We start from the raw sequence: 19,487 nt of genomic DNA on the forward strand, positions 1-19,487 counted from the left end.
AAGCGCAAATCGTTGACTTATTCCAACGGGAATAGAAATTTGCGAACTTCCTTTTGTATTTATTCCTCGTGTGAGGATCTGTTCATCCTTTGTTGTTCTTCAGAGAGAAACTCAAAAAAAACATTCATGGCAAAAAGCGGCTGATCATTTACCCTTTTATAGTAATTACTTTTCCTGGCATCTGTTAAATAGTTACTTTTTTTCATTCTCTCCAACATATATTTTTGGCTCATTTTCACTATTTCTTTTTGATTGTGTTTATTTTCTTTTAAGAGAGCAAATCCAACAGCTCCTACCAATGCATAGATTCCAAGAGCAATTTTCGAGATGGGTAATGATTCGCCCTTAAATAAAAGGAAAAAAAGATTAATGATGGAAAAACCTATCATCACAGTTGATAAAAGTCTGTATTTCATATTTTTTTTCAACAAGGGAGATAATGTTGATTGAAGTTGTGCCATTTCTGCTTGCATGAAACGCGGTATCCTATTTATTTTTATATTCATTGTTTCCTCCTTATTATCTTGCATGCATTCAATAAGTATGGTACACGATAAATCACACCTATTTAATGAAACAGGAAAGGAACCTAATAGTATATATCTTATCGTTTTGAAGGGCATTTGTCATTTAATATACTTCAGGTGGGGATTCAGCTAAGAGGAAAAGTGAAAATGAACGTGAAGAAACGAACAAACGATGAAAAAAGCAAGGTGAAAGCTGATAACTAATGAGAAACCTCTATTCTCTCATGTTGTGGAAAATAATATGTAGGGTTCATACATTGGACCAAAATATATTAACAAAGGTTTGATTTGCTATTTAATAATGGTAAAATAGTATTTAAATGGAAGATGTATTATGTGTTTTATCATTATAATTATTGAAAGATAGCCATTTCTCGCCTTTTTTTGTCATAAATACATGACTATTGTAATATTTAGTTCTTTTAAATCGAGTTTTGGTGCAAATCAATATATAATTAGAAAGCGAGATATTAGATTCGAAGATTAAGGAGGGACATAGAATGATGGAATGGGCTCTGATCATTTTGTTTGCTGTAGCAGTATTACTGTTCATTTTATCGTTTATTAAAAAGGATTCTGCAAAAGTGGACAGTCAATTGGAACAGGTTGCTATCACATTTGGGGATGAAATGAATGTATTACAGGAAAAAATCAGGAACATCGAGATAGATGCTGAAATTACGGTGCAAGAGGCAGGCATTCTTGCAATGTCTTCCGAAAAGCGGAACTTGTTGCGTGAAGTACTCGACCTACATAAGCGAGGCTATTCATTTGAAAGCATCGCACTGAAGACAAAACAGCCGGAAGATGAAATTGAAAGCATGCTTACTCCTTACATAAAAACGAAGAATGAAAGGAGAAATGTGGCCAATGACATCTAAATCAATGCGCAGCTTTGCCGGAGGCCTTGTTGTTGCAGCAGGCATATGCGGTGCAGCGTACTTCTTTGGTCCAGGTGAAGCGACCGGCACATCGGAGAAGCTATCAGAAGATGAAATGAAAGAGTCTCTGGCTTCAGAAGGGTATGTCATACATTCCGAAAAAGAATGGGAAGATCAGATTGCTGAAGCACAGTCGGTTAAAGATAAAGCGGAAGCGGAAAAAGAAACGGTAAAAGAACCAACAGAAAAAATCATATACCGTACTGTTCTTACTGTGTCTAAAGGCTCGACAAGCATCGATGTGGGTAAAAACCTACAAAAGGCAAAAGTCATTAAAAATGCCAATGAGTTTTCTGACGCGGTTGAAAAGAAAGGCAAGGCCAACGGATTGCGTCCTGGAACATATGTGGTAGATAGTGCGATGACGACGGAAAAAATCATTTCCATCATATTTAAATGAACATAAAAACGACCATTCATTAGATATGATGGTCGTTTTTTATATCCTTCTAAGAAATGCTGTAATTAAACCAAGAGTTTTTTCATGTTTTCTGGACCTTAATCTTTGTCCGCACTCCGGCCCACACTGCAATGATAAGTCCTCCAACAGTATCCGCGATTAAATCTATCATTGTATCTTTATTTCCCCCGCCTTGTAGTGTCATTCCGAATAATTGATCAGAACTAAATTCGTAGATCTCCCATATGACACCACCAAGTGCTGAGAAAGAGAGGGTAAACAAAAAGACAAACCAAGGGGATATCTCTTTGCCTGCATTTCTGTATACCAATCGTTCATATAAAGCAATTCCCGTAAAAGCAAGAAGGGAACCGCTTAGTAAATGTAAGAATGTGTCCCACCATCCCAGTCCATACCAACCTAAAATAGATCCTAAAAATTGTGAACCGAATAAGAAGATTAAATAGGAAATGATAATTGGCAGATTGAATTGAAGCTTGGTAAAAAGGGCCAATAAAAGTGGAACTGCCCCACATACCACACCGCCTATCGAAACCAGTGATTTGAAAGTTTCATCGGCTGTATAGTAAAAAATAGATAAAGCTGCCATGAAAAGTACATACACTAAACTTAATGAAATAACTAGCTTACGATTCATATGATTACCTCAACAAATCATCATAATTTTAATTTTTGTACACTAGAATAAAGGGAGATAATCATGCCGCCGGTAAGACCGAAAATTATATCGTACATGGTATCTTTATTACCGCCTCGCTGCATGGTATGAGTAAAGGTGAGATCTCCTGCGAACTCATAAATTTCCCAAAGAACAGTGGCAATGACTGAAAGTGAGAGAACAAAAAGAAAGATGACCCACCGTGAAACATCTTTTCTCGCTTTTTGAGGGATGTATAGTTTATAAAGTGCAATCCCAACAAAACCCACGAAAATACCTTTGTAGAAGTGAAGGCTAGAGTCCCACCATTTAAAATCACCATAAAAATTTGCGATAGACCCTAAAAATGTCGTACAGAAAACAAAAACATAATAACCGATTATGATTGGAATGTTAAAGGGATTAATTTTTACAAACAGTAATGAAAGGGGCAAGGCACTTACCAATATTCCCCCAAGAGCTACCATCCATCGGGAAGAATCACCTTTTATGAGGTAAAAGATGAGTAAACCAGTCATGAATGCTATAAAAACCAGACTAAAAAATAATGATTATTTTATGTTTCAATATACTCACCTCGTTCGTAAATATTCATTACGATCAAATCCAATTCTGCCAGATGCCGGAAAAATTGAATTTTGGGGGTGTTTTTATGATGTTCTTTTTTTAATTCTCCAACTCACTTTAGTATTATCATTGTTGGCTACCATGGTTCTTTTTAATGATGTTTTTAAATTTAGCCGTGATAAACAATAATAAAGGCATGATCAGACCATAAGTCGCTGCATAGAATAACCATATATTTTTATTGAATTCCCCGGATGATGGGACCGTCGGAAAAACAATCAATGAATAAAAAACCATTATCATCCCTAAAGCTGTAGTAAATGGACGATAATCTTTTATATTGAATATGTTTGAAAATACAACAACTGATACATAAAAATACATCACCGTCCTGGTATAGGTTGTAAAGATCCAAATCGTAGCAATTATAGCTTCAATCCGCATTAGAAAATTCCCTACATTTATTTTTTTTGCCATCGTATAACTTGGAGCGATATTTCTTGAGGTGGTATCGGGTCCAAGAACCAAGATATCCAGCATGATAAAAAGAATTAAAATGATTCCTCCGATCAATGTACCAATATAAAAAGCTTTTCCCCCTTTTTTACTTTCATTGACTTTTGAAAGGAAAATCATTAAAAACATAACAGGAGACAGCGTGAACACGCTGACGTAAAAAAGTGTCGCCCTTATGATAGGTTTTGCTCCATTTTCGAATACTGGCTGAATGTTTTGGATATTTGCTTGAGGAATGATGGAAACCAAAAAAATGGTCAGTAATATTAATACGGGTATGAAGAATATTTCCAACGTGCGTGTAAAAGTTTCAATACCAAGGCGAACTGTAAAGGTCACTACTGCAGCTAACAATATATTTAATGCTACAAGTGGAGTATCCGGCATCCAAAAAGTTTCAATGAAATTCCCCACATAATAAGTTGTCTCGGCAGCAGTGGAAAATGACCAGAAAAAAATGTGAGATTTATCATCTTTCCGATTAAATTACCGAAAACCTTTTCATTTATTTGATCTAAAGCTAGATCAGGATATAAATTTCCAACCCTGATGTAAAACCATACAAAAATTAATGCGATGCCTGTCCCAAGTAATGCAGCAAGCCATGCATCCTGCTTTGCAAAACTAACTAAAGGAGAAGGAGTATGTAAAATAACCGTGCCTACCGAATACAAAAGGATTAAAATCATCAATTGATGTGATGAAATTTTGAAACTACCAGGCATTATTATTCCCCTTTTGTTTGTACCTTCCTTCTTAATACTCCTTATTTTGGCTATTCATGTAAAAGTTATTCAGACAGAAATTAATCCCCGTTTCATTCGATCCCAATTTTCTGGCCACTTCCTGAAAATTCTAAGATATTCATTAGAACCGATTCCATTGGTAATTAGTGCTGCTTTTCATATTATTCTTATTTCTTATTCCAGAATCAAAATCGAAATAAACAACCTGTATTTGAAAGAAGTGTAGCACTCCGATATGTATTATGTACGCTTGCTTTTTTTATGACACATCATTTTTTGCTGTGGATTGTTTGTTGTCATGATAGAAAACTTCCTTAAAGTAGCTAAATCTTACCCTTATACACTGTTCTATAGCTTCTAATAAATATTATTGGAGAAATCTTAAGTGTGTTTGGCGGAGTTCTCAATTCGGCACGATTCTTGCATATAATTTGTTGGTATATCTAATATATATGGAGAAAGGAAGAGAATAGGAAACTGTATGACACACAATTATTGAAAAACATTTAAGCACTTGGTTATCAAGCATATTGGATAGGTTTATATGTCAGAAAATGAATAAGGATTCATAAAGGGAAGGCGAAGCAATTAAACTTATAAAGGTTAGGAGAATATTAGTATGAAAATACCAGTGGAAAATATAGTAGAGTTAACTGTAGAACATCAATTCTTACAGGCTTATCCTATATTGAGTCAGTTACGTTCTGATTTGACTTTAATGGAGTATCTAGAATTATTAAATGATATGCGGAAGGAGGGTAAACAGTTATTTGCTTTATATCACGATACAAGCATCGTAGCATTAGCAGGTATTAGCTGGCGTGAAGATTCATATAATGAACGCTATGTTTATGTACAAGATTTGGTTACTGATGTAAATCATCGTCCTAGTGGTCTTGGATATAGTCTGCTCAGTTATATAAATAATTGGGCAAAAGAACATGGAGCTGAATATATTACATTGGAATCTTGAATTAGGCGCCTTGACACCATAAATGTACAATTTTTTTAGGTACCTATTGGGTGCAGCTCTTTTTTCGTACATATGTACCAGCAATGAAATTTTACGACTTCTAGAGTGTGGGAAAAAATATACTTGGGATGGAACAAACATCTGAACAAGTTTAAGGAAGTAAATTCTATCCATAAATTCAAAGGGAAGGTGCCCTGTCATCCAAAAATTAGTTGAAAGCACATAGAAACTCTGCGGAGAGTAATCTCTGCAGAGTTTTTCTTCATTTATCTTTTTTTTGTGCCCCTAAACCATCCAACTTTCTACTACTTTAGTCCAACAAGAAAAAATGGAAGTCGTTGCTCTCAAAAATGATAATAGATTATGCGAATATTGGCAATCTATGCATTTACTCATAGGATATTTTGAAACATAATTTAAATTTGCTTGAGATTGTGCTTCAAGATTCCTATAAACGATTAGATGAGGCAATTGTCGCCAAAGGAAGAAAATTGGAGATTAATAAAAGACAATTACCAGACCAAATTACCTTAAGTGAAAAGGAAAGTCTTGAGGTGGATTATTCTTGCCATAGCTCATGATAGGAGGCAATCTATTGAAGGATTGATATTCTTTCCGAAAATATAGAAAATCAGGCTATTCATCAAAATACCTTATATATACTGTTTTACTCGCCCTTGGGATTAATTTTTTGAATTTTACTTACACCACAATAAAAAGGGAAAAAAAGCCTAAAAGGCAGAGAGTAAAAGAAAATCCTTTTTTATGTCGAATTGTACCTACTGATCTGATTCCAAAAGACAAATTGCTTCCGAGTTTAAAGAGATGTCGGGAAGTGGTTTATAACTATCGTGATTGATTTTGTAGAAGAAAGTCTAGGTTCAGAAGGGTTAATATCCGAGCCACCTTCAGCATCCTTTAATTAAATTATCGAACTTCAAGAAAAGAGTGTGTTTGTTGAACAAAAAAGTAGAATTTTGATAAAGATTATCATGTCTACAATGAATTGCAATTTATTTTACTTAAATGGATATAATTGCAGCCAAGGTGAAAACATAATTTTAACAGGCTTTTGGTTATGAGGGGGTTAGCATTGAAATCTCGAGTTCCTATCCCATTGAGGAAGTTAATTGAAGATAAACAATCAGTGAAAAATAAAAAACAACAAGAATACCTAAATCAAAGCGGAAATCCAAACTCCAGCAAATCTAAGAATCAAAACCAAAATCCAGTTCAAGCCCAAAACCAAAGTAAAGACTCAAAGAAACATCAAACAAAACTTATATCTTCTGATCTTCAATTTAATTTAGACCATATTAAGAAAACGTTAGGAAATAGTTCAGACATAGTAACAAGGGATTTTCAAGCAGGTAAAAATGGGCAAATTAAATTAGGCATCGTTTACACCGATGGATTAACGGATTCAATTTCCATCCAAGATTTGATCCTCGACACTTTGATGGTTGAAATTCGGAACTCGGACTTGGACGTAGCCGTCCTTAATCCCTCTGACTGTTTTGAAATGATAAAATCACATACTCTTCCTATAGGTGGAATAGAGGAAATAACTGATTATCAAAAGCTTTTTAACCATGTTTTATCGGGAGATACGATGTTATTGATGGACGGCTCCCCAAAAGGAATAGCACTCGGCTCAAGAGATTGGGTCGATCGCGGAGTTCAGGAACCTTCCTCCCAGACAGTAGTAAGAGGACCAAAGGATGGGTTCACTGAAACGCTGCGAACAAATACTGCTTTAATACGACGGAGAATAAAAGATCCTAACCTATGGCTAGAAACAAAACAGATTGGTGAAAGAACGCAAACAGACGTTGCGATTATGTATCTAAAAGGTGTTGCCAATGATAAAACGGTTTCAGAATTGCAAAGCCGGTTAAATCGAATCAATATAGATGCGATTCTTGAGAGTGGTTACATTGAAGAGCTTATTCAGGATGAAGTATACACTCCATTTCCAACTGTTTATAATACGGAACGTCCTGATGCGGTAGCCGCTGCCATTTTAGAAGGAAGGATTGCAATCCTAGTTGACGGAACGCCGTTTGTCCTTATCGTTCCAGCACTTATGGTACATTTTTTCCAGTCCAGTGAAGACTATTATCAAAGGGCAGACATTGCAACATTAATTCGGGTATTACGGTATTTATCCTTTTTCCTTGCTTTGCTTACACCGTCCCTTTATGTAGCAGTCTCAACCTTTCATCAAGAAATGCTTCCTACACCTTTACTCATAAGTCTAGCCTCACAACGAGAGGGTGTTCCTTTTCCAGCTTTTGTAGAGGCGATGATAATGGAGGTAGTGTTTGAAATCTTGCGTGAGGCAGGTGTGAGGATGCCTAGGGCAATCGGTTCATCCATCTCCATCGTAGGTGCATTAGTTATTGGGCAGGCTGCTGTCGAAGCAGGGTTCGTTTCAGCAACAATGGTTATCATCGTGTCGTTAACAGCCATCTGCAGCTTTGTTTTCCCAGCCAATAGTATGGCCATGGCTTTTAGGATGCTTCGATTCTTGTTTATGATCCTTGCCGCTACATTTGGATTATACGGGATCATTTTGGGGTTGATCGTGATGGTCCTACATTTAAATAGCTTGCGATCTTTTGGTTTACCATATTTAGCTCCAAATGCACCATTCATTTTACAAGATCAAAAAGACAATATCATCCGATTGCCACATTGGTCATTATTAAAGCGGCCTCGTTTGATCAGTAAAAATGATACAGACAGAGGAGATGTAAGTTCTCCGAAACCACCAAGATAAAATGATGAGATTATGAGGGTTCACGATGAAAAAAATGCTAAAGGTATTTTTAATGTTACCTATAATTTGTTTATCCGGCTGTTGGAGCAGCATTGAATTGAATGAACTTGCCATCGTTACCGCCATGGGAATTGATAAAACAGAAGATGGGTATCTGGTAACAGTCCAAGTTCTAAATTCGAGTGAGCTGGCAGGTGATGCCAGGTCTGGTCGTACGGAAGTTGTAACCTTCAGGAAAAGTGGTAAAACCATTTTTGAAGCCCTTAGAAGCCTATCAACTGATGTACCAAGGAGGTTATATGTAGCACATCTTCGTGAAGTTGTCTTTGGTGAGGAAATGGCCAGGGAAGGAATAGCAAAACCTCTGGATTTTCTTTCCCGGCAAAAAGAGTTGCGTTCCGATTTCTATATGACTGTTGCTAAGGGTTCAACTGCTTATGATACGCTTAATGTGCAAACGGCTCTTGAAAAAATACCGGCAAATAAAGTCTTTGACTCCTTGGAAAATTCAGAGAGAAGATGGGCACCGACAAGGACGGTCACTTTGGATGAGCTGGTCAGCAGTATCGTCAGTAAAGGCAGACAGGCCATGCTAACGGGGATTTACGTTTATGGTGATCCCGAATCAGGAAGCAATGTTACTAATGCACAAAATATCTCCCCGAAATCCGGTTTGCGTTTGGATTATCTTGGAGTATTCAAGAAGGATAAACTTGTCGGCTGGTTAAACAGGAACGACAGTAAAGGTGTTAGTTACATTACAGATCATGTTAAGTCTACTCCGGTAAATATTCCATGTGAAGGTGATCAAATTACGGTCAACACGACTAGTTCAAAAACGAAAATCAAGGGGAAAATGGAAAAAGGAAATCCCAAAATTGATATAAATGTCACGTCAGAAGGGAGTATAGGTGAAGTAGAATGCACAATTGATTTAACTAAACCAGAAAAAATCAAAGAATTGAATGAAAGATACGCAAAAGATATTAAAGGTAAAATAGAAGGATCGATAAAAACGCTTCAAGAGAAGTATCAAAGTGACATTTTCGGTTTTGGTGATGAAATCCATAGAACTAATCCTAGAGCATGGAAACGTTTAGAAGGAAATTGGGAACAGGAATTCGCAAATTTGGACGTGAATGTAACCGTTAAAGCAAAGATTCGTAATTTAGGAACGATATCAGAATCCTTTCAAAAAGAAATCGAGGAGTAAAGATCAATGTGGGCAATTATTGGAACGGTGTGTACTGGAGCTTTTTTTCATTTTTTGAAATACCTCCTCTTATTAAAAAGAAATGTTGGAAGGAAATTGTCATTTTTATTTTATTGCTTTTAATTGGCATGACGTTGAGCATTTTAATAATCAAGGATATTACCATTCCCACTCCTATAGATTGGATAACAAAAATATATAGTCCACTCGCTCATTTCATGGATCGTATCCTATCCTAGGGAGGTATCGAATATGCTTGAAAAAGGAAAAATCAGCTCTGGTGAATTTCTTATTTTAGTCATCATATTCAACATAGGAGGAGCGATACTTACTTTACCTTCCGGACTTGTCTCATTAGCAAAACAGGATGGCTGGATTGCCTATATAATAGCTACTCTCATCGGTTTATGTTTCGTTCTCTTATTTACCCGACTCGCCTCACTTTACCCATCCATGACTTATATAGAAGTTAATGAAAAAATATTTGGCAAATGGATCGGGAAAATCTCTGCCCTGCTATTCCTGTTTTATATTTATTACCTTTCTTCTGCGTTACTAAGTGAAATTGGGAATTTCTTTTCGTCACAGGTTCTGGTTGAGACACCTATGGAAATGATTATGATCTTGTTTATATTAGCAAGCTTATTTGGTGCACGGCTAGGATTGGAGGTCATCTGCCGAACAGCATTAATCTTTTTTCCTTGGCTTGTACTGCTGCTTTTCATATTATTCGTATTTCTTATCCCGGATATCAAAATCGAAAATATGCAACCTATATTTGAAGAAGGCATGAAACCGATAATGAAGGGATCATATCACTCTTTAGCGCTTCCTTATGTTCAGCTTGTTTTCTTTTTAATGATCACTCCATATGTAAACGAAAAGGCTGAAATGAAGAAAAATTTTTATTTAGGGACTTTAATAGGTGGCGGTGTTCTTTTCTTAGTGATCATTTTCAGTATCCTCGTATTGGATGCTGCTAATACAGCAAGATTAACCTATCCTTCTTATAAACTGGGGATGAGGATAAGCATTGGTAATTTTTTTGAAAGGGTCGAGGTCATTGTGGCATTCATTTGGGTTTTTACAGAGTATTTTAAGTTGACCATTTGCTTTTATGGACTCGCCTTAGGACTAGCTCAATTGCTAGGTATGCAAAATTACAAAATTCTTCTATTCCCATTAGCTTTTCTAATTCTCACTTTTACCATCTTTTCTCATCCCGATATAGTACATTATCAAAACTTTATAGCTACAGCTTGGACACCTTTTTCCTTAACGATTTGTTTTTTTCTGCCATTGTTATTATTAGTGGTTGGGAAAATTAGGGGAAGGTAGGGGCAGCTTGCATCACATTAGATATTTTCAAGCGGATGTTGCATCTGGATGCGGCTTACAGATTTAATCCCAAATGGGAAAGGATTCGCTACCACATGGCGAAATCACAGCCTATCTTTTTACATGTTAAAGGACTTCCGGGAACTATCCGTGATACACATGTCGCGGATCTTTTTGCATGGAAAAATCGGCACTTTTCAAAAAGCATAAAATTACGAACTAAATAAGGGAGTGTGTAGCACCCATCTTATAGTTAAAGCAGATGCCCGAATCATAAAAAGCCATAATACGACATCATATTCCAGCATATTTCTACTTTGCCATTTTGTATAATGAGATAGAAAAATATTTTAAGGGAGTGATTGTTGTAATATGAAAAACAGGAAACTTGTTTCAACTCTAGGAGTCGCCGTTTTATCGGCGAGTATTGCGGCACCAACATTTGCAGCTAATGAAACATCCCCGGGAACACCCATTCAACAAACTTATTCGGTTTCAGGTTTTACAGATCATGCTGAACTAGGGAAAAAGCTAGAACAAATTGCGAGTAATAGCCAAGGTAAAGTAAAAGTGGATGTAGCTGGATATTCCAATAGAAATAGAGAAATCTATAAAGCAACCGTGGGAACAGGCGAAAAAGTCGTTTTAATTCAAAGTGAGATCCATGGAAATGAGAAAACTGGTACGGATGCCATCTTGAATATCTTGAAGTTTTTGGGGACAAATTCTCCTGAAGCCGAGAAAATTCGTAAAGAAATTACCCTGGTCGCTTTGCCTAAAATGAATCCGGATGCTGCTGAATTGAACCGTCGGGGAAATGATATGACCTGGGCAGAGGTCGTGGAACAGTTTCCACAGTTAGCAGGAGCGAATCCATCTTGGAACTATTATACATACAAAAATGAATCATTCGATTATGAGTCCAAACCTGGTTTCGATGTCAATCGTGACTTTAATCCTGATTTAAATTATACTCCTCAAGCTAAAGACTTCCCTGGAAAATCATCCACCCCTGGTTGGTTCATAACACCTGAATCACAAACAACACGTGATGTTTACAAGTCTCTACTGAAGCAATACGGAAAGGTGGAGATTTTTGTAGACTTGCACCACCAAGCTCCCTATTATGAAGTTGATGGAACGGATGATTTAGTCACATACTCGCTTTCCGCTCAATTTGTTCCTGATCCAAGCTCGCCTTCAGGACAAGAGTATGCCAAATATGCAAAAAACTATAATTATGATTTTTCCAGACAATTGAATGTAGCGGTATATAATGCGATGAAAGAACAAGGTAATTCTCCATATGGAAATATATCCTTATATCCGCAAAACCAAAACCTTCCTGGAACGGCTTTAGGAGCCTTTGCTTTAAACGGAAGTGGGACAGTACTCTTTGAAGTCAGAGGCCAAACACAGTCTTTTGGCCAAAAGAAAAAAGGCATGCTTATTAAAGCAGTGGAAAGAGGGTTATATGGAATAATTGATGGAGTTACTGATGGCTCAGTATATAAAATCAATCCGGAACAATACGAGTCAATTCCACTGACGGAGGGCAGGCAATAATAAAAATTGATAGTTTTATCAACTTAGTAACCAGACGGATACCCGCCTGGTTTTTCTTCATGATCGGTTTCGGCAAACAGAAAATGTTTTTTTGAATATCGCCTTTGTAGCAGTAATTCCTTTCAAGTTATATTGTGTAGAACAAAACTATTTGGAAACATAGTTATTTTTCACTATTAACACAAAGTGTTAAAAATGTCAGAATATTAGTAATATATATATTTCTGGTTATTTAATTTGATAAGGAGGGTTTTTATTGAATCTTAAAAAGAAAGTTCTATCAGTTTCATTATCTAGTTTAATGACGTTAAGCGCAGTAACCGCTGTTGCGCTACCAGTCGGAGCGGTTGGAAATGGCCCCAGTGCTGGAAACGGTCAAGTGACAACTTCAAATCTTCATACATATGAAAGCCTGGTAAGCTATCTTGAAACGCAGGATGCTAAACAAGAAAGGCTGGCACTGGAAGTAATCGGGGAAACGGTAAAAGGGAGGGATATTTACCTAGCGAAGTACATTTCAAATCCTAAGAACCCTACTATACTATTTTTAACTCAACAGCACGGAAATGAACAACTGACTACTGAAGGTGCACTCGAATTCATTAAACATCTAGGCACGAATAAGACTAAAGGTTTATTGGAAAATGTTAATATACTGATCATTCCCATGTTAAATGCAGATGGGGCAATGGGAGATGTTAATTTCCCTCTTGATGACTATTTAGCAAAAGGTGATCGACATCTAACACGGGCAAATGCAAATGGGATCGACTTAAACCGTGAGCATGATAAAAAAACTGATTCCATGCAAGTAGAGGTAAAAGCTTTACACGAAAATGTATTTGCGAAATATGATATAGATTACATGATAGATTTACATCATCAAGGGACGCTAAGCGAAACAAATGGTGAACTTGTTTCAGGTTCAATTCTTTATCCTACAAACGCTAACGTAAAGCCTGAAGTGTTAGAAGCGTCAAAAAAACTGGGTGCTGTTGTATATAACTCCATTGAACCAACTGGTTGGGGGCATATTGGTAAGTATGATGGCGGTTCTGGAGAAAATATAGGCCGTAATGGTGCAGCTGTTCGTTATGATATTGCCACACTACTCTTTGAGATGCGAGGTATGTCGGACCACAATATCGAGTCAGTTGCGCTTGGACAAAAAAGTAATGGCTATCTAATAAAGCAAACAGTAACCACTTTGGATGCAGCTGTCAGAGCTATTGCCGATGATTCAATAGAAACTGTTGATGCAAGCTTTTGGGATACCCTGCCAACACAATACAATCGTCCTGGGGCAGAATCAGACGAATAAAATGATGACACATCCCATTCTTTCAGATGGGATGTGTTTTTTTAATTTTCCCACACAGATAGCTCGAACTTGTTCATCAGTTTATAAGAAATGATTTATAGAGGAAATGCAGGACAAGATTAAAGATGATATAGAAAAAAGGCATCTGCTTTCACTACAAGCAGATGCCTTTTGAACGATAACGTATCGACCTGAAATATCCTTCTTTAATAATTACCGCTTGCTTCTATAAACTTTTTTCGGATGAATTCTCCTTTTTTTGTTCTTCTTTTAGCTGTAAGGCTACTAAACTAGCAAAGTCATGAATGATGGTGGCTGCCAATAGTGATGTAATTTGTGTTGGATCGTACGGCGGGAGGACTTCTACCAGGTCGAACCCAATAAAGTTGAATCCTTGCAGAGAACGTATCATCTCTAGGGTTTCAAGGCTATTTAGACCGCCGACCTCCAAGGTGCCAGTTCCAGGAGCACATGATGGATCTACAAAATCAATATCAAAGGTCAAGAAACAAGGTGTATCCCCAATGGTTTTCTTGACTTCCTTCACGACATCTTCGATTCCTCTTTTCTTCAGCTCGGGAGTTGTTATCACATTGTAACCTAGATCTGTACTTGAATCTATATCTCCTGGATGATTGAGCGTACCTCTGATGCCAATCTGGAAAACTTTATCCGTTTGGAGCAAGCCTTCCTCATATGCACGGATAAACGGAGAACCATGCCAATATTTTTCATCATAATAAGTATCCCAGGTATCTGTATGTGAATCAAAATGAAGAAGTGCAACAGGACCGTGTATTTTTGCGGCAGCTCTTAGATTAGCCAATGTTACGGAATGATCTCCCCCGATGCCTATTGGAATGATACCGTTTTTCATCAAGTCAGCCATAGCCTTTTCAATTAACTCATAGCTTCGATGTATATTATGGGGAATCACCGAAACGTCCCCAACATCAATTGCATTACATTCGTCAAACGGAAATACCTTGTGAATGGGATGGTAAGGAAATAACGTCATGGATGCCTGGCGGACAGCCTGTGGAGCAAACCGGGCTCCTACCCTGAATGATGCAGCTGTATCAAAAGGCATACCTATCACTGCCAATTTGGCATTTTCCCTTGAAGAAGGTAAGCGCATAAATGATCCGGTGGTACAAAACTCTGGTTTAACATCAGGGGATAAAGGATATTTCATTTTTCTATTCCTCCATTTTCTTATAACGATAATAGTTTTGAAACTCATATAAATGAATTCCTATGGAAGATTAATTATGCAAATATCATGCCAAGTCACAGTAAGTGATTTAATGAGGGTTTTAACCAGATAACATTGGCTTGGGGTATGCAAAGGCGAATAATTTATGGGAAATTGAATCGCCGCTGAAAGACTTCATTTCTATGAATCAATCATTTGCCGTTAAGAATACAGGAATTAAAAGCACTTTTGGCTTAGTTCGTTTATCGAAGTAAACCGTAATCATATGGCACAGAAATTGCATTAAGGTATACAGGTAAAACTTTTAAAAAAGAGGGAGGCATGGAGATTTATCTAGTTAAGAAATTGAACCCATTTGTTTGAAAGCGGTTTCAAGGAGGAATGATAGGTGGAAAATGAGGTTACATTGAAAAGATCACTGAAATTATGGCAAATCGTTATGATGGGGTTAGCTTATATGACCCCCATGGTCGTATTTGATACATTTGGCATTGTATCTGGGATTACGGGCGGGCATGTGCCGACTGCCTATATATTTGCATTGGTGGGGATGCTTTTTACAGCGGCGAGCTATGGAAAACTTGTAAAGGTTTTTCCTGCTGCAGGTTCTGCCTACACTTATACGCAAAAGGCAATAAACCCACATTTAGGATTCCTTGTAGGATGGTCTTCGTTGTTAGACTATTTGTTTTTACCTATGGTAAATGCATTGTTGACCAAAATTTATCTTACAGCATTATTTCCAGGAGTTCCCACGTGGATTTGGGTCGTATTGTTCGTAGCAATCGTCACCATTCTCAATCTACGGAGTGTCAATGTACTTGCAAACTTTAATGCTCTTTTTGTTTTAATTCAGATTGCCATCATGGCAGTGTTCATCATTCTTGTCGTCAAAGGTTTAAATGATGGAGAAGGTACAGGAGAAGTGTTTACGGTAAAGCCTTTCGTAAATGAAGGAATGGACTTTTCGGCAATAATAACCGGGGCCACGATCCTTTGTTTTTCCTTTTTGGGATTCGATGCGGTAACGACACTATCTGAGGAAACGCCGGATCCGAAAAAAACGATTCCAAAAGCGATATTTTTAACTGCACTTTGGGGTGGAATCATCTTCATTACCGCATCTTTCTTTATTCAGCTCTTTTTTCCGGATATATCCCGTTTTAAGGAACCGGATGCTGCATTACCGGAAATCGCCCTTTATGTAGGTGGGAAGCTATTTCAATCCATTTTTCTTTGTACGACTTTCGTCAATACGCTAGCCTCGGGACTAGCATCGCATGCCAGCGTTTCCCGTCTTTTGTATGTTATGGGACGTGATAAAGTGTTTCCAGAAAAATGGATTGGGTTTATTCACCCTAAGTGGAAGACGCCAGCCATTAATGTACTCATAGTTGGAGTCATTTCATTGTCGGCTTTATTCTTTGATTTAGTGACAGCAACGTCACTGATCAACTTCGGTGCATTAATGGCATTTACCTTTGTAAATCTGTCAGTGATCAGCCATTTTATCATTCGGGAAAAGAAACATCGAACGATAAAAGGGTGTATTCAATACTTAATCATGCCTTTAATTGGAGCTATAGCAATTGGCATTCTTTGGATCAACCTTGAGACAAGTTCCCTAATAATGGGGACAAGTTGGTTCATTATTGGTTTTTGTTATCTATTATATATCACAAAGGCATTCCGGAAGGCTCCGCCCCAATACCAAGTTGAAGAAATTCAGCTATGAGACTTTGCAAGGAAAAAACGCATCCTAATAAGGATGCGTTTTTTTTGTATTTAATCATCACTGTTTACATATGCAAACCTGAATTGCTTATGAATTAATACATATGTCCTGATGATTGTATGTGTGATGTTGATGATTGCAAATGGCGGTATATAGCTATTCACACTATATACCCAAAGTTGGCATGAAAGTTGCTTAATAATTTTATAAGAATAAAAGTGAGGTGCAAAAATGACAGAGAAAATTAAGGTAATTGAAAAACGTCAATTAGATAATCCACTGCAAGAATTCCAGGATATCTTAAAAGAAGCGATTCATGTTTTGAACTATCCAGATCAGGTTTTTGATTTTTTGAAAGTGCCAATGCGTTTTCTGGAAGTCAGTATTCCTATTCAAATGGATAATGGGGAGACAAGGATGTTTCAAGGGTATCGGGCTCAACATAATGATGCAGCCGGCCCAACGAAAGGGGGAATTCGGTTTCATCCGGATGTCACTCCTGAAGTAGTTAAGGCATTGGCCGGATGGATGAGCTTGAAATGCGGAATAACCGATCTTCCATATGGAGGGGCAAAAGGTGGCATTGTGTGTGATCCCAGACAGATGAGTTCATCTGAGCTAGAACGATTAAGCAGAGGGTATGTCAGGGCAGTAAGTCAAATAGTTGGCCCTACAAAAGATATTCCGGCACCTGATATGTATACGAATTCACAAATCATGGCCTGGATGCTGGATGAATACGATCACATCAGGGAATTCGATTCACCCGGATTCATTACAGGAAAGCCTCTGAGATTAGGAGGATCGAAGGGCAGGGAAAAGGCCACTTCCAAGGGAGTATTATATACACTTCAAATGATATGTGATTTAAAGGGGATTCCTATTGAAGGCATGCGGGTAATCATTCAGGGATTCGGGAATGTTGGCAGTCATTTAGCGTTATATTTACATGAAATGGGGGCTAAGGTTGTCGGAATTGCGGATGAGCTTGGAGGCTTATATGATCCGGATGGCTTGGATATTCCTTACCTTTTGGAGAATAGGGACTCTTTTGGGGTTGTTTCGAACTTATTCAAAGATTCATTATCCAATCAAGAATTGTTGGAAAAAGAGTGTGATGTGCTGATTCCCGCAGCTATAAGCGGTGTGGTGAATAAAGATAATGCAAACCGATTAAAATGTGAAATCCTGATCGAAGCAGCAAATGGGCCGACAACAAAGGAAGCGATCAAGATTCTCGATGATAAAGGTATAGTGCTAGTCCCGGATATTTTGGCGAATTCAGGAGGGGTGATAGTCTCGTATTTTGAATGGTGCCAGAACAACCAAGGTTATTACTGGACGGAAGAGCTTGTGGATGAACGATTAAAGGAAAAGATAACGGCCAGCTTTTTGAATGTCTACCATACTTCACAAAAATACTCCGTGAACATGAAAGTGGCTGCTTATATTGAAGGGATTCGCAAAATAGCAGAAGCATCCCAGCTTCGAGGTTGGGTCAGGTTCTGAACGAATTAGGGCGTACAAGAAAGGAGGCAATCCGTTGAATTTTGATATTCTTTCCGAAAATAAAGAAAACCAGGCTATTCATCATTATTGCTTATTGTCACAAGATTATAGATATGATGTGACCATTGTATATTCGGCCCAGTTTTTCGGTAAAGCAATGGTGACTTCCATGCAAAGCGGAAGAATGATCCTGCTTTGTGCCAATGATATTAATTTAGAACAGTACTGGGCTCCGACCCTTGGGATTGAACATGAAGATATACATGAGTTCCAAAACTTTCTCAAGTTGGTCTTACAAACTCCATTTCATTTAGAAGAATACTGAAGGAAGGAATGATGTAAATGTTCGTTGATGTGATTCTTAGCCCATGTGAAGGCAGGATTGAAAAAATTTCAATATCCAAAAATTCCAGATTTTACGAATGGGAACAATTATTTCAGATAAAGAAGGCAGATGGACGTGTGAAAATCATTGATATTGGTGTCAGCGGGAAGATAGAATCATTGGAGGTATTGGAGGGTGAACCAGTGGTGGCCGGCGAGGTCCTCGCCTATTTTAAAGAAGATTTATTTGTGACCGGCAGCGATTAATATAAAAACGAAAAAGAAGATGAAATGATTCATCTTCTTTTTCGGCTTATCCGATAATCCTCCACTGCTCTCTTATTCATGTTCCCCTATACCCCAATTTTGCAGAAACCCGATTGCCAGTTTCCATAACATTCTTAATGAGGAAATCAAGTCTTTCTTCTGTCAGGTTAAAGCTGACAAAACCAATGCTCACCGCACCGTGAACTTCCCCAAAATGGTTTTGTATCGGCACGGCAACAGAACATGTTCCCTCTGTTCTTTCACTGTGGCTGATTCCATGTCCCTTCATTTTAGTCTCTTGCAATATATCCCAAAAAGCTGCTCTTTCTTGAATTGGCAGAAGAGCATCCACGATTTTTTTGGCTTGATTATATGGCATATAGGCGAGCATCGCTTTATTGGCAGCCCCAATATGCAAAGGTACTCGTGAGCCAAGCTGGTCATAAACCCGGATTTGGCTTTTTTCACTGTCGATTCGTTCGATTACGAGTGATTCCATTCCTATTGGCTGGCTAAGATAGACGCTTTCCTCCACTTTGTTCATCAGCCTTTCCAGTTCAGGCCTTATTTGGCTGATGTAATCCATTTTGTCATACATACGTAAACCATATTCGAGCCAAATATTCCCCAAACCATATTGTTTGGATTGCCCGTCCTGTTGGATTAATCCATGCAAGGACATCGCTTTTAACAAACGATGCATGGAGCTGACAGGAAGATCACATTCTTGGGAAAGTTCCGTAATTGACAGCCAGTTTTCCGTTGAATTGGAAACCAGCACCTTTATAACGTTCATGGCACGGTCGATCGATTGCATAAACAAACCACCTATCTTTCATTACAAGTTGAATAAAACTTTGATTTATT

General features: G+C 37.7%; 19 protein-coding genes. 12 read left to right on the forward strand and 7 right to left on the reverse strand.

Going from position 1 to position 19,487, the window contains the following annotated elements:
* Nucleotides 1-59 precede the first annotated feature (59 nt).
* A complete protein-coding gene (locus BS1321_RS23055) occupies nt 60-506 on the reverse strand; it encodes a DUF5392 family protein (RefSeq protein WP_063233293.1) in 447 nt (148 codons plus the stop codon).
* A gap of 521 nt (nt 507-1,027) precedes the next feature.
* On the opposite strand from BS1321_RS23055, the gene BS1321_RS23060 reads away from it, so the two are divergent.
* Entirely contained in the window at nt 1,028-1,408 is a 381-nt protein-coding gene (locus BS1321_RS23060; RefSeq protein WP_230162144.1) for a hypothetical protein, read from the forward strand.
* Nucleotides 1,398-1,868: an endolytic transglycosylase MltG gene (locus BS1321_RS23065; RefSeq protein WP_063233294.1), complete on the forward strand. Its 471-nt coding sequence runs from the start codon at nt 1,398-1,400 to the stop codon at nt 1,866-1,868. Before BS1321_RS23060 ends, BS1321_RS23065 begins: the two co-directional genes overlap by 11 nt.
* Before the next feature lie 82 nt (nt 1,869-1,950).
* Here BS1321_RS23065 and BS1321_RS23070 read toward each other — a convergent pair whose 3' ends face one another.
* The 4 genes from BS1321_RS23070 to BS1321_RS28440 form a co-directional block, all read right to left on the reverse strand.
* Nucleotides 1,951-2,526 carry a DUF2238 domain-containing protein gene (locus tag BS1321_RS23070; protein WP_063233295.1) on the reverse strand — a complete coding sequence of 192 codons (576 nt, stop codon included), beginning with the start codon at nt 2,524-2,526 and terminating at the stop codon, nt 1,951-1,953.
* Between the two features lie 20 nt (nt 2,527-2,546).
* Nucleotides 2,547-3,065 (reverse strand): DUF2238 domain-containing protein, encoded by a 519-nt coding sequence (locus BS1321_RS23075; RefSeq protein WP_081112912.1) that lies wholly within the window; start codon nt 3,063-3,065, stop codon nt 2,547-2,549.
* Nucleotides 3,066-3,240: 175 nt separating this feature from the next.
* Nucleotides 3,241-4,017: a GerAB/ArcD/ProY family transporter gene (locus BS1321_RS23080; RefSeq protein ID WP_063233296.1), complete on the reverse strand. Its 777-nt coding sequence runs from the start codon at nt 4,015-4,017 to the stop codon at nt 3,241-3,243.
* Nucleotides 3,996-4,355 (reverse strand): GerAB/ArcD/ProY family transporter, encoded by a 360-nt coding sequence (locus BS1321_RS28440; protein ID WP_063233297.1) that lies wholly within the window; start codon nt 4,353-4,355, stop codon nt 3,996-3,998. The genes BS1321_RS23080 and BS1321_RS28440 overlap by 22 nt, the downstream gene beginning before the upstream one ends.
* A gap of 640 nt (nt 4,356-4,995) precedes the next feature.
* Here BS1321_RS28440 and BS1321_RS23090 point away from each other — a divergent pair.
* The 6 genes from BS1321_RS23090 (at nt 4,996) to BS1321_RS23125 (ending at nt 13,569) form a co-directional block, all read left to right on the forward strand.
* A complete protein-coding gene (locus BS1321_RS23090; protein WP_069981704.1) occupies nt 4,996-5,349 on the forward strand; it encodes a GNAT family N-acetyltransferase in 354 nt (117 codons plus the stop codon).
* A gap of 1,147 nt (nt 5,350-6,496) precedes the next feature.
* Nucleotides 6,497-8,131: a spore germination protein gene (locus BS1321_RS23095; protein WP_411836511.1), complete on the forward strand. Its 1,635-nt coding sequence runs from the start codon at nt 6,497-6,499 to the stop codon at nt 8,129-8,131.
* A 25-nt stretch (nt 8,132-8,156) separates the two neighbouring features.
* Complete coding sequence (locus tag BS1321_RS23100; protein WP_063233298.1) at nt 8,157-9,344, forward strand: Ger(x)C family spore germination protein; 1,188 nt, start codon at nt 8,157-8,159, stop codon at nt 9,342-9,344.
* Nucleotides 9,345-9,596: 252 nt separating this feature from the next.
* Entirely contained in the window at nt 9,597-10,682 is a 1,086-nt protein-coding gene (locus tag BS1321_RS23110) for a GerAB/ArcD/ProY family transporter (protein ID WP_063233300.1), read from the forward strand.
* Nucleotides 10,683-11,054: 372 nt separating this feature from the next.
* Nucleotides 11,055-12,248: a M14 family zinc carboxypeptidase gene (locus tag BS1321_RS23120; protein ID WP_063233302.1), complete on the forward strand. Its 1,194-nt coding sequence runs from the start codon at nt 11,055-11,057 to the stop codon at nt 12,246-12,248.
* Nucleotides 12,249-12,504: 256 nt separating this feature from the next.
* On the forward strand, nt 12,505-13,569 hold the full coding sequence (locus BS1321_RS23125; protein ID WP_063233303.1) for a M14 family zinc carboxypeptidase: 1,065 nt from the start codon (nt 12,505-12,507) through the stop codon (nt 13,567-13,569).
* 226 nt (nt 13,570-13,795) lie between these two features.
* On the opposite strand, the gene speB is transcribed toward BS1321_RS23125, so the two are convergent.
* The gene (gene speB, locus BS1321_RS23130) at nt 13,796-14,764 is read right to left on the reverse strand and encodes an agmatinase (protein WP_063233304.1); all 969 of its coding nucleotides are present in this window, start codon (nt 14,762-14,764) and stop codon (nt 13,796-13,798) included.
* Nucleotides 14,765-15,173: 409 nt separating this feature from the next.
* Between speB and BS1321_RS23135 the strand changes: the two genes are divergently transcribed.
* The 4 genes from BS1321_RS23135 to BS1321_RS23150 all read left to right on the forward strand — a co-directional run bounded on the left by BS1321_RS23135 (nt 15,174) and on the right by BS1321_RS23150 (nt 18,620).
* A complete protein-coding gene (locus tag BS1321_RS23135) occupies nt 15,174-16,520 on the forward strand; it encodes an APC family permease (RefSeq protein ID WP_063233305.1) in 1,347 nt (448 codons plus the stop codon).
* 231 nt (nt 16,521-16,751) lie between these two features.
* Nucleotides 16,752-18,029, forward strand: coding sequence for a Glu/Leu/Phe/Val family dehydrogenase (locus BS1321_RS23140; protein ID WP_063233306.1), 1,278 nt, complete (start codon nt 16,752-16,754; stop codon nt 18,027-18,029).
* 34 nt (nt 18,030-18,063) lie between these two features.
* Nucleotides 18,064-18,354, forward strand: a complete 291-nt coding sequence (locus BS1321_RS23145; protein WP_063233307.1) for an SAV0927 family protein — start codon at nt 18,064-18,066, stop codon at nt 18,352-18,354.
* 17 nt (nt 18,355-18,371) lie between these two features.
* Complete coding sequence (locus BS1321_RS23150; RefSeq protein WP_063233308.1) at nt 18,372-18,620, forward strand: biotin/lipoyl attachment domain-containing protein; 249 nt, start codon at nt 18,372-18,374, stop codon at nt 18,618-18,620.
* Nucleotides 18,621-18,696: 76 nt separating this feature from the next.
* On the opposite strand, the gene BS1321_RS23155 is transcribed toward BS1321_RS23150, so the two are convergent.
* On the reverse strand, nt 18,697-19,437 hold the full coding sequence (locus BS1321_RS23155) for an IclR family transcriptional regulator (protein ID WP_063233309.1): 741 nt from the start codon (nt 19,435-19,437) through the stop codon (nt 18,697-18,699).
* Nucleotides 19,438-19,487: the final 50 nt, after the last annotated feature.

Source organism: Peribacillus simplex NBRC 15720 = DSM 1321, assembly GCF_002243645.1.
Taxonomy (GTDB): Bacteria; Bacillota; Bacilli; order Bacillales; family DSM-1321; genus Peribacillus; species Peribacillus simplex.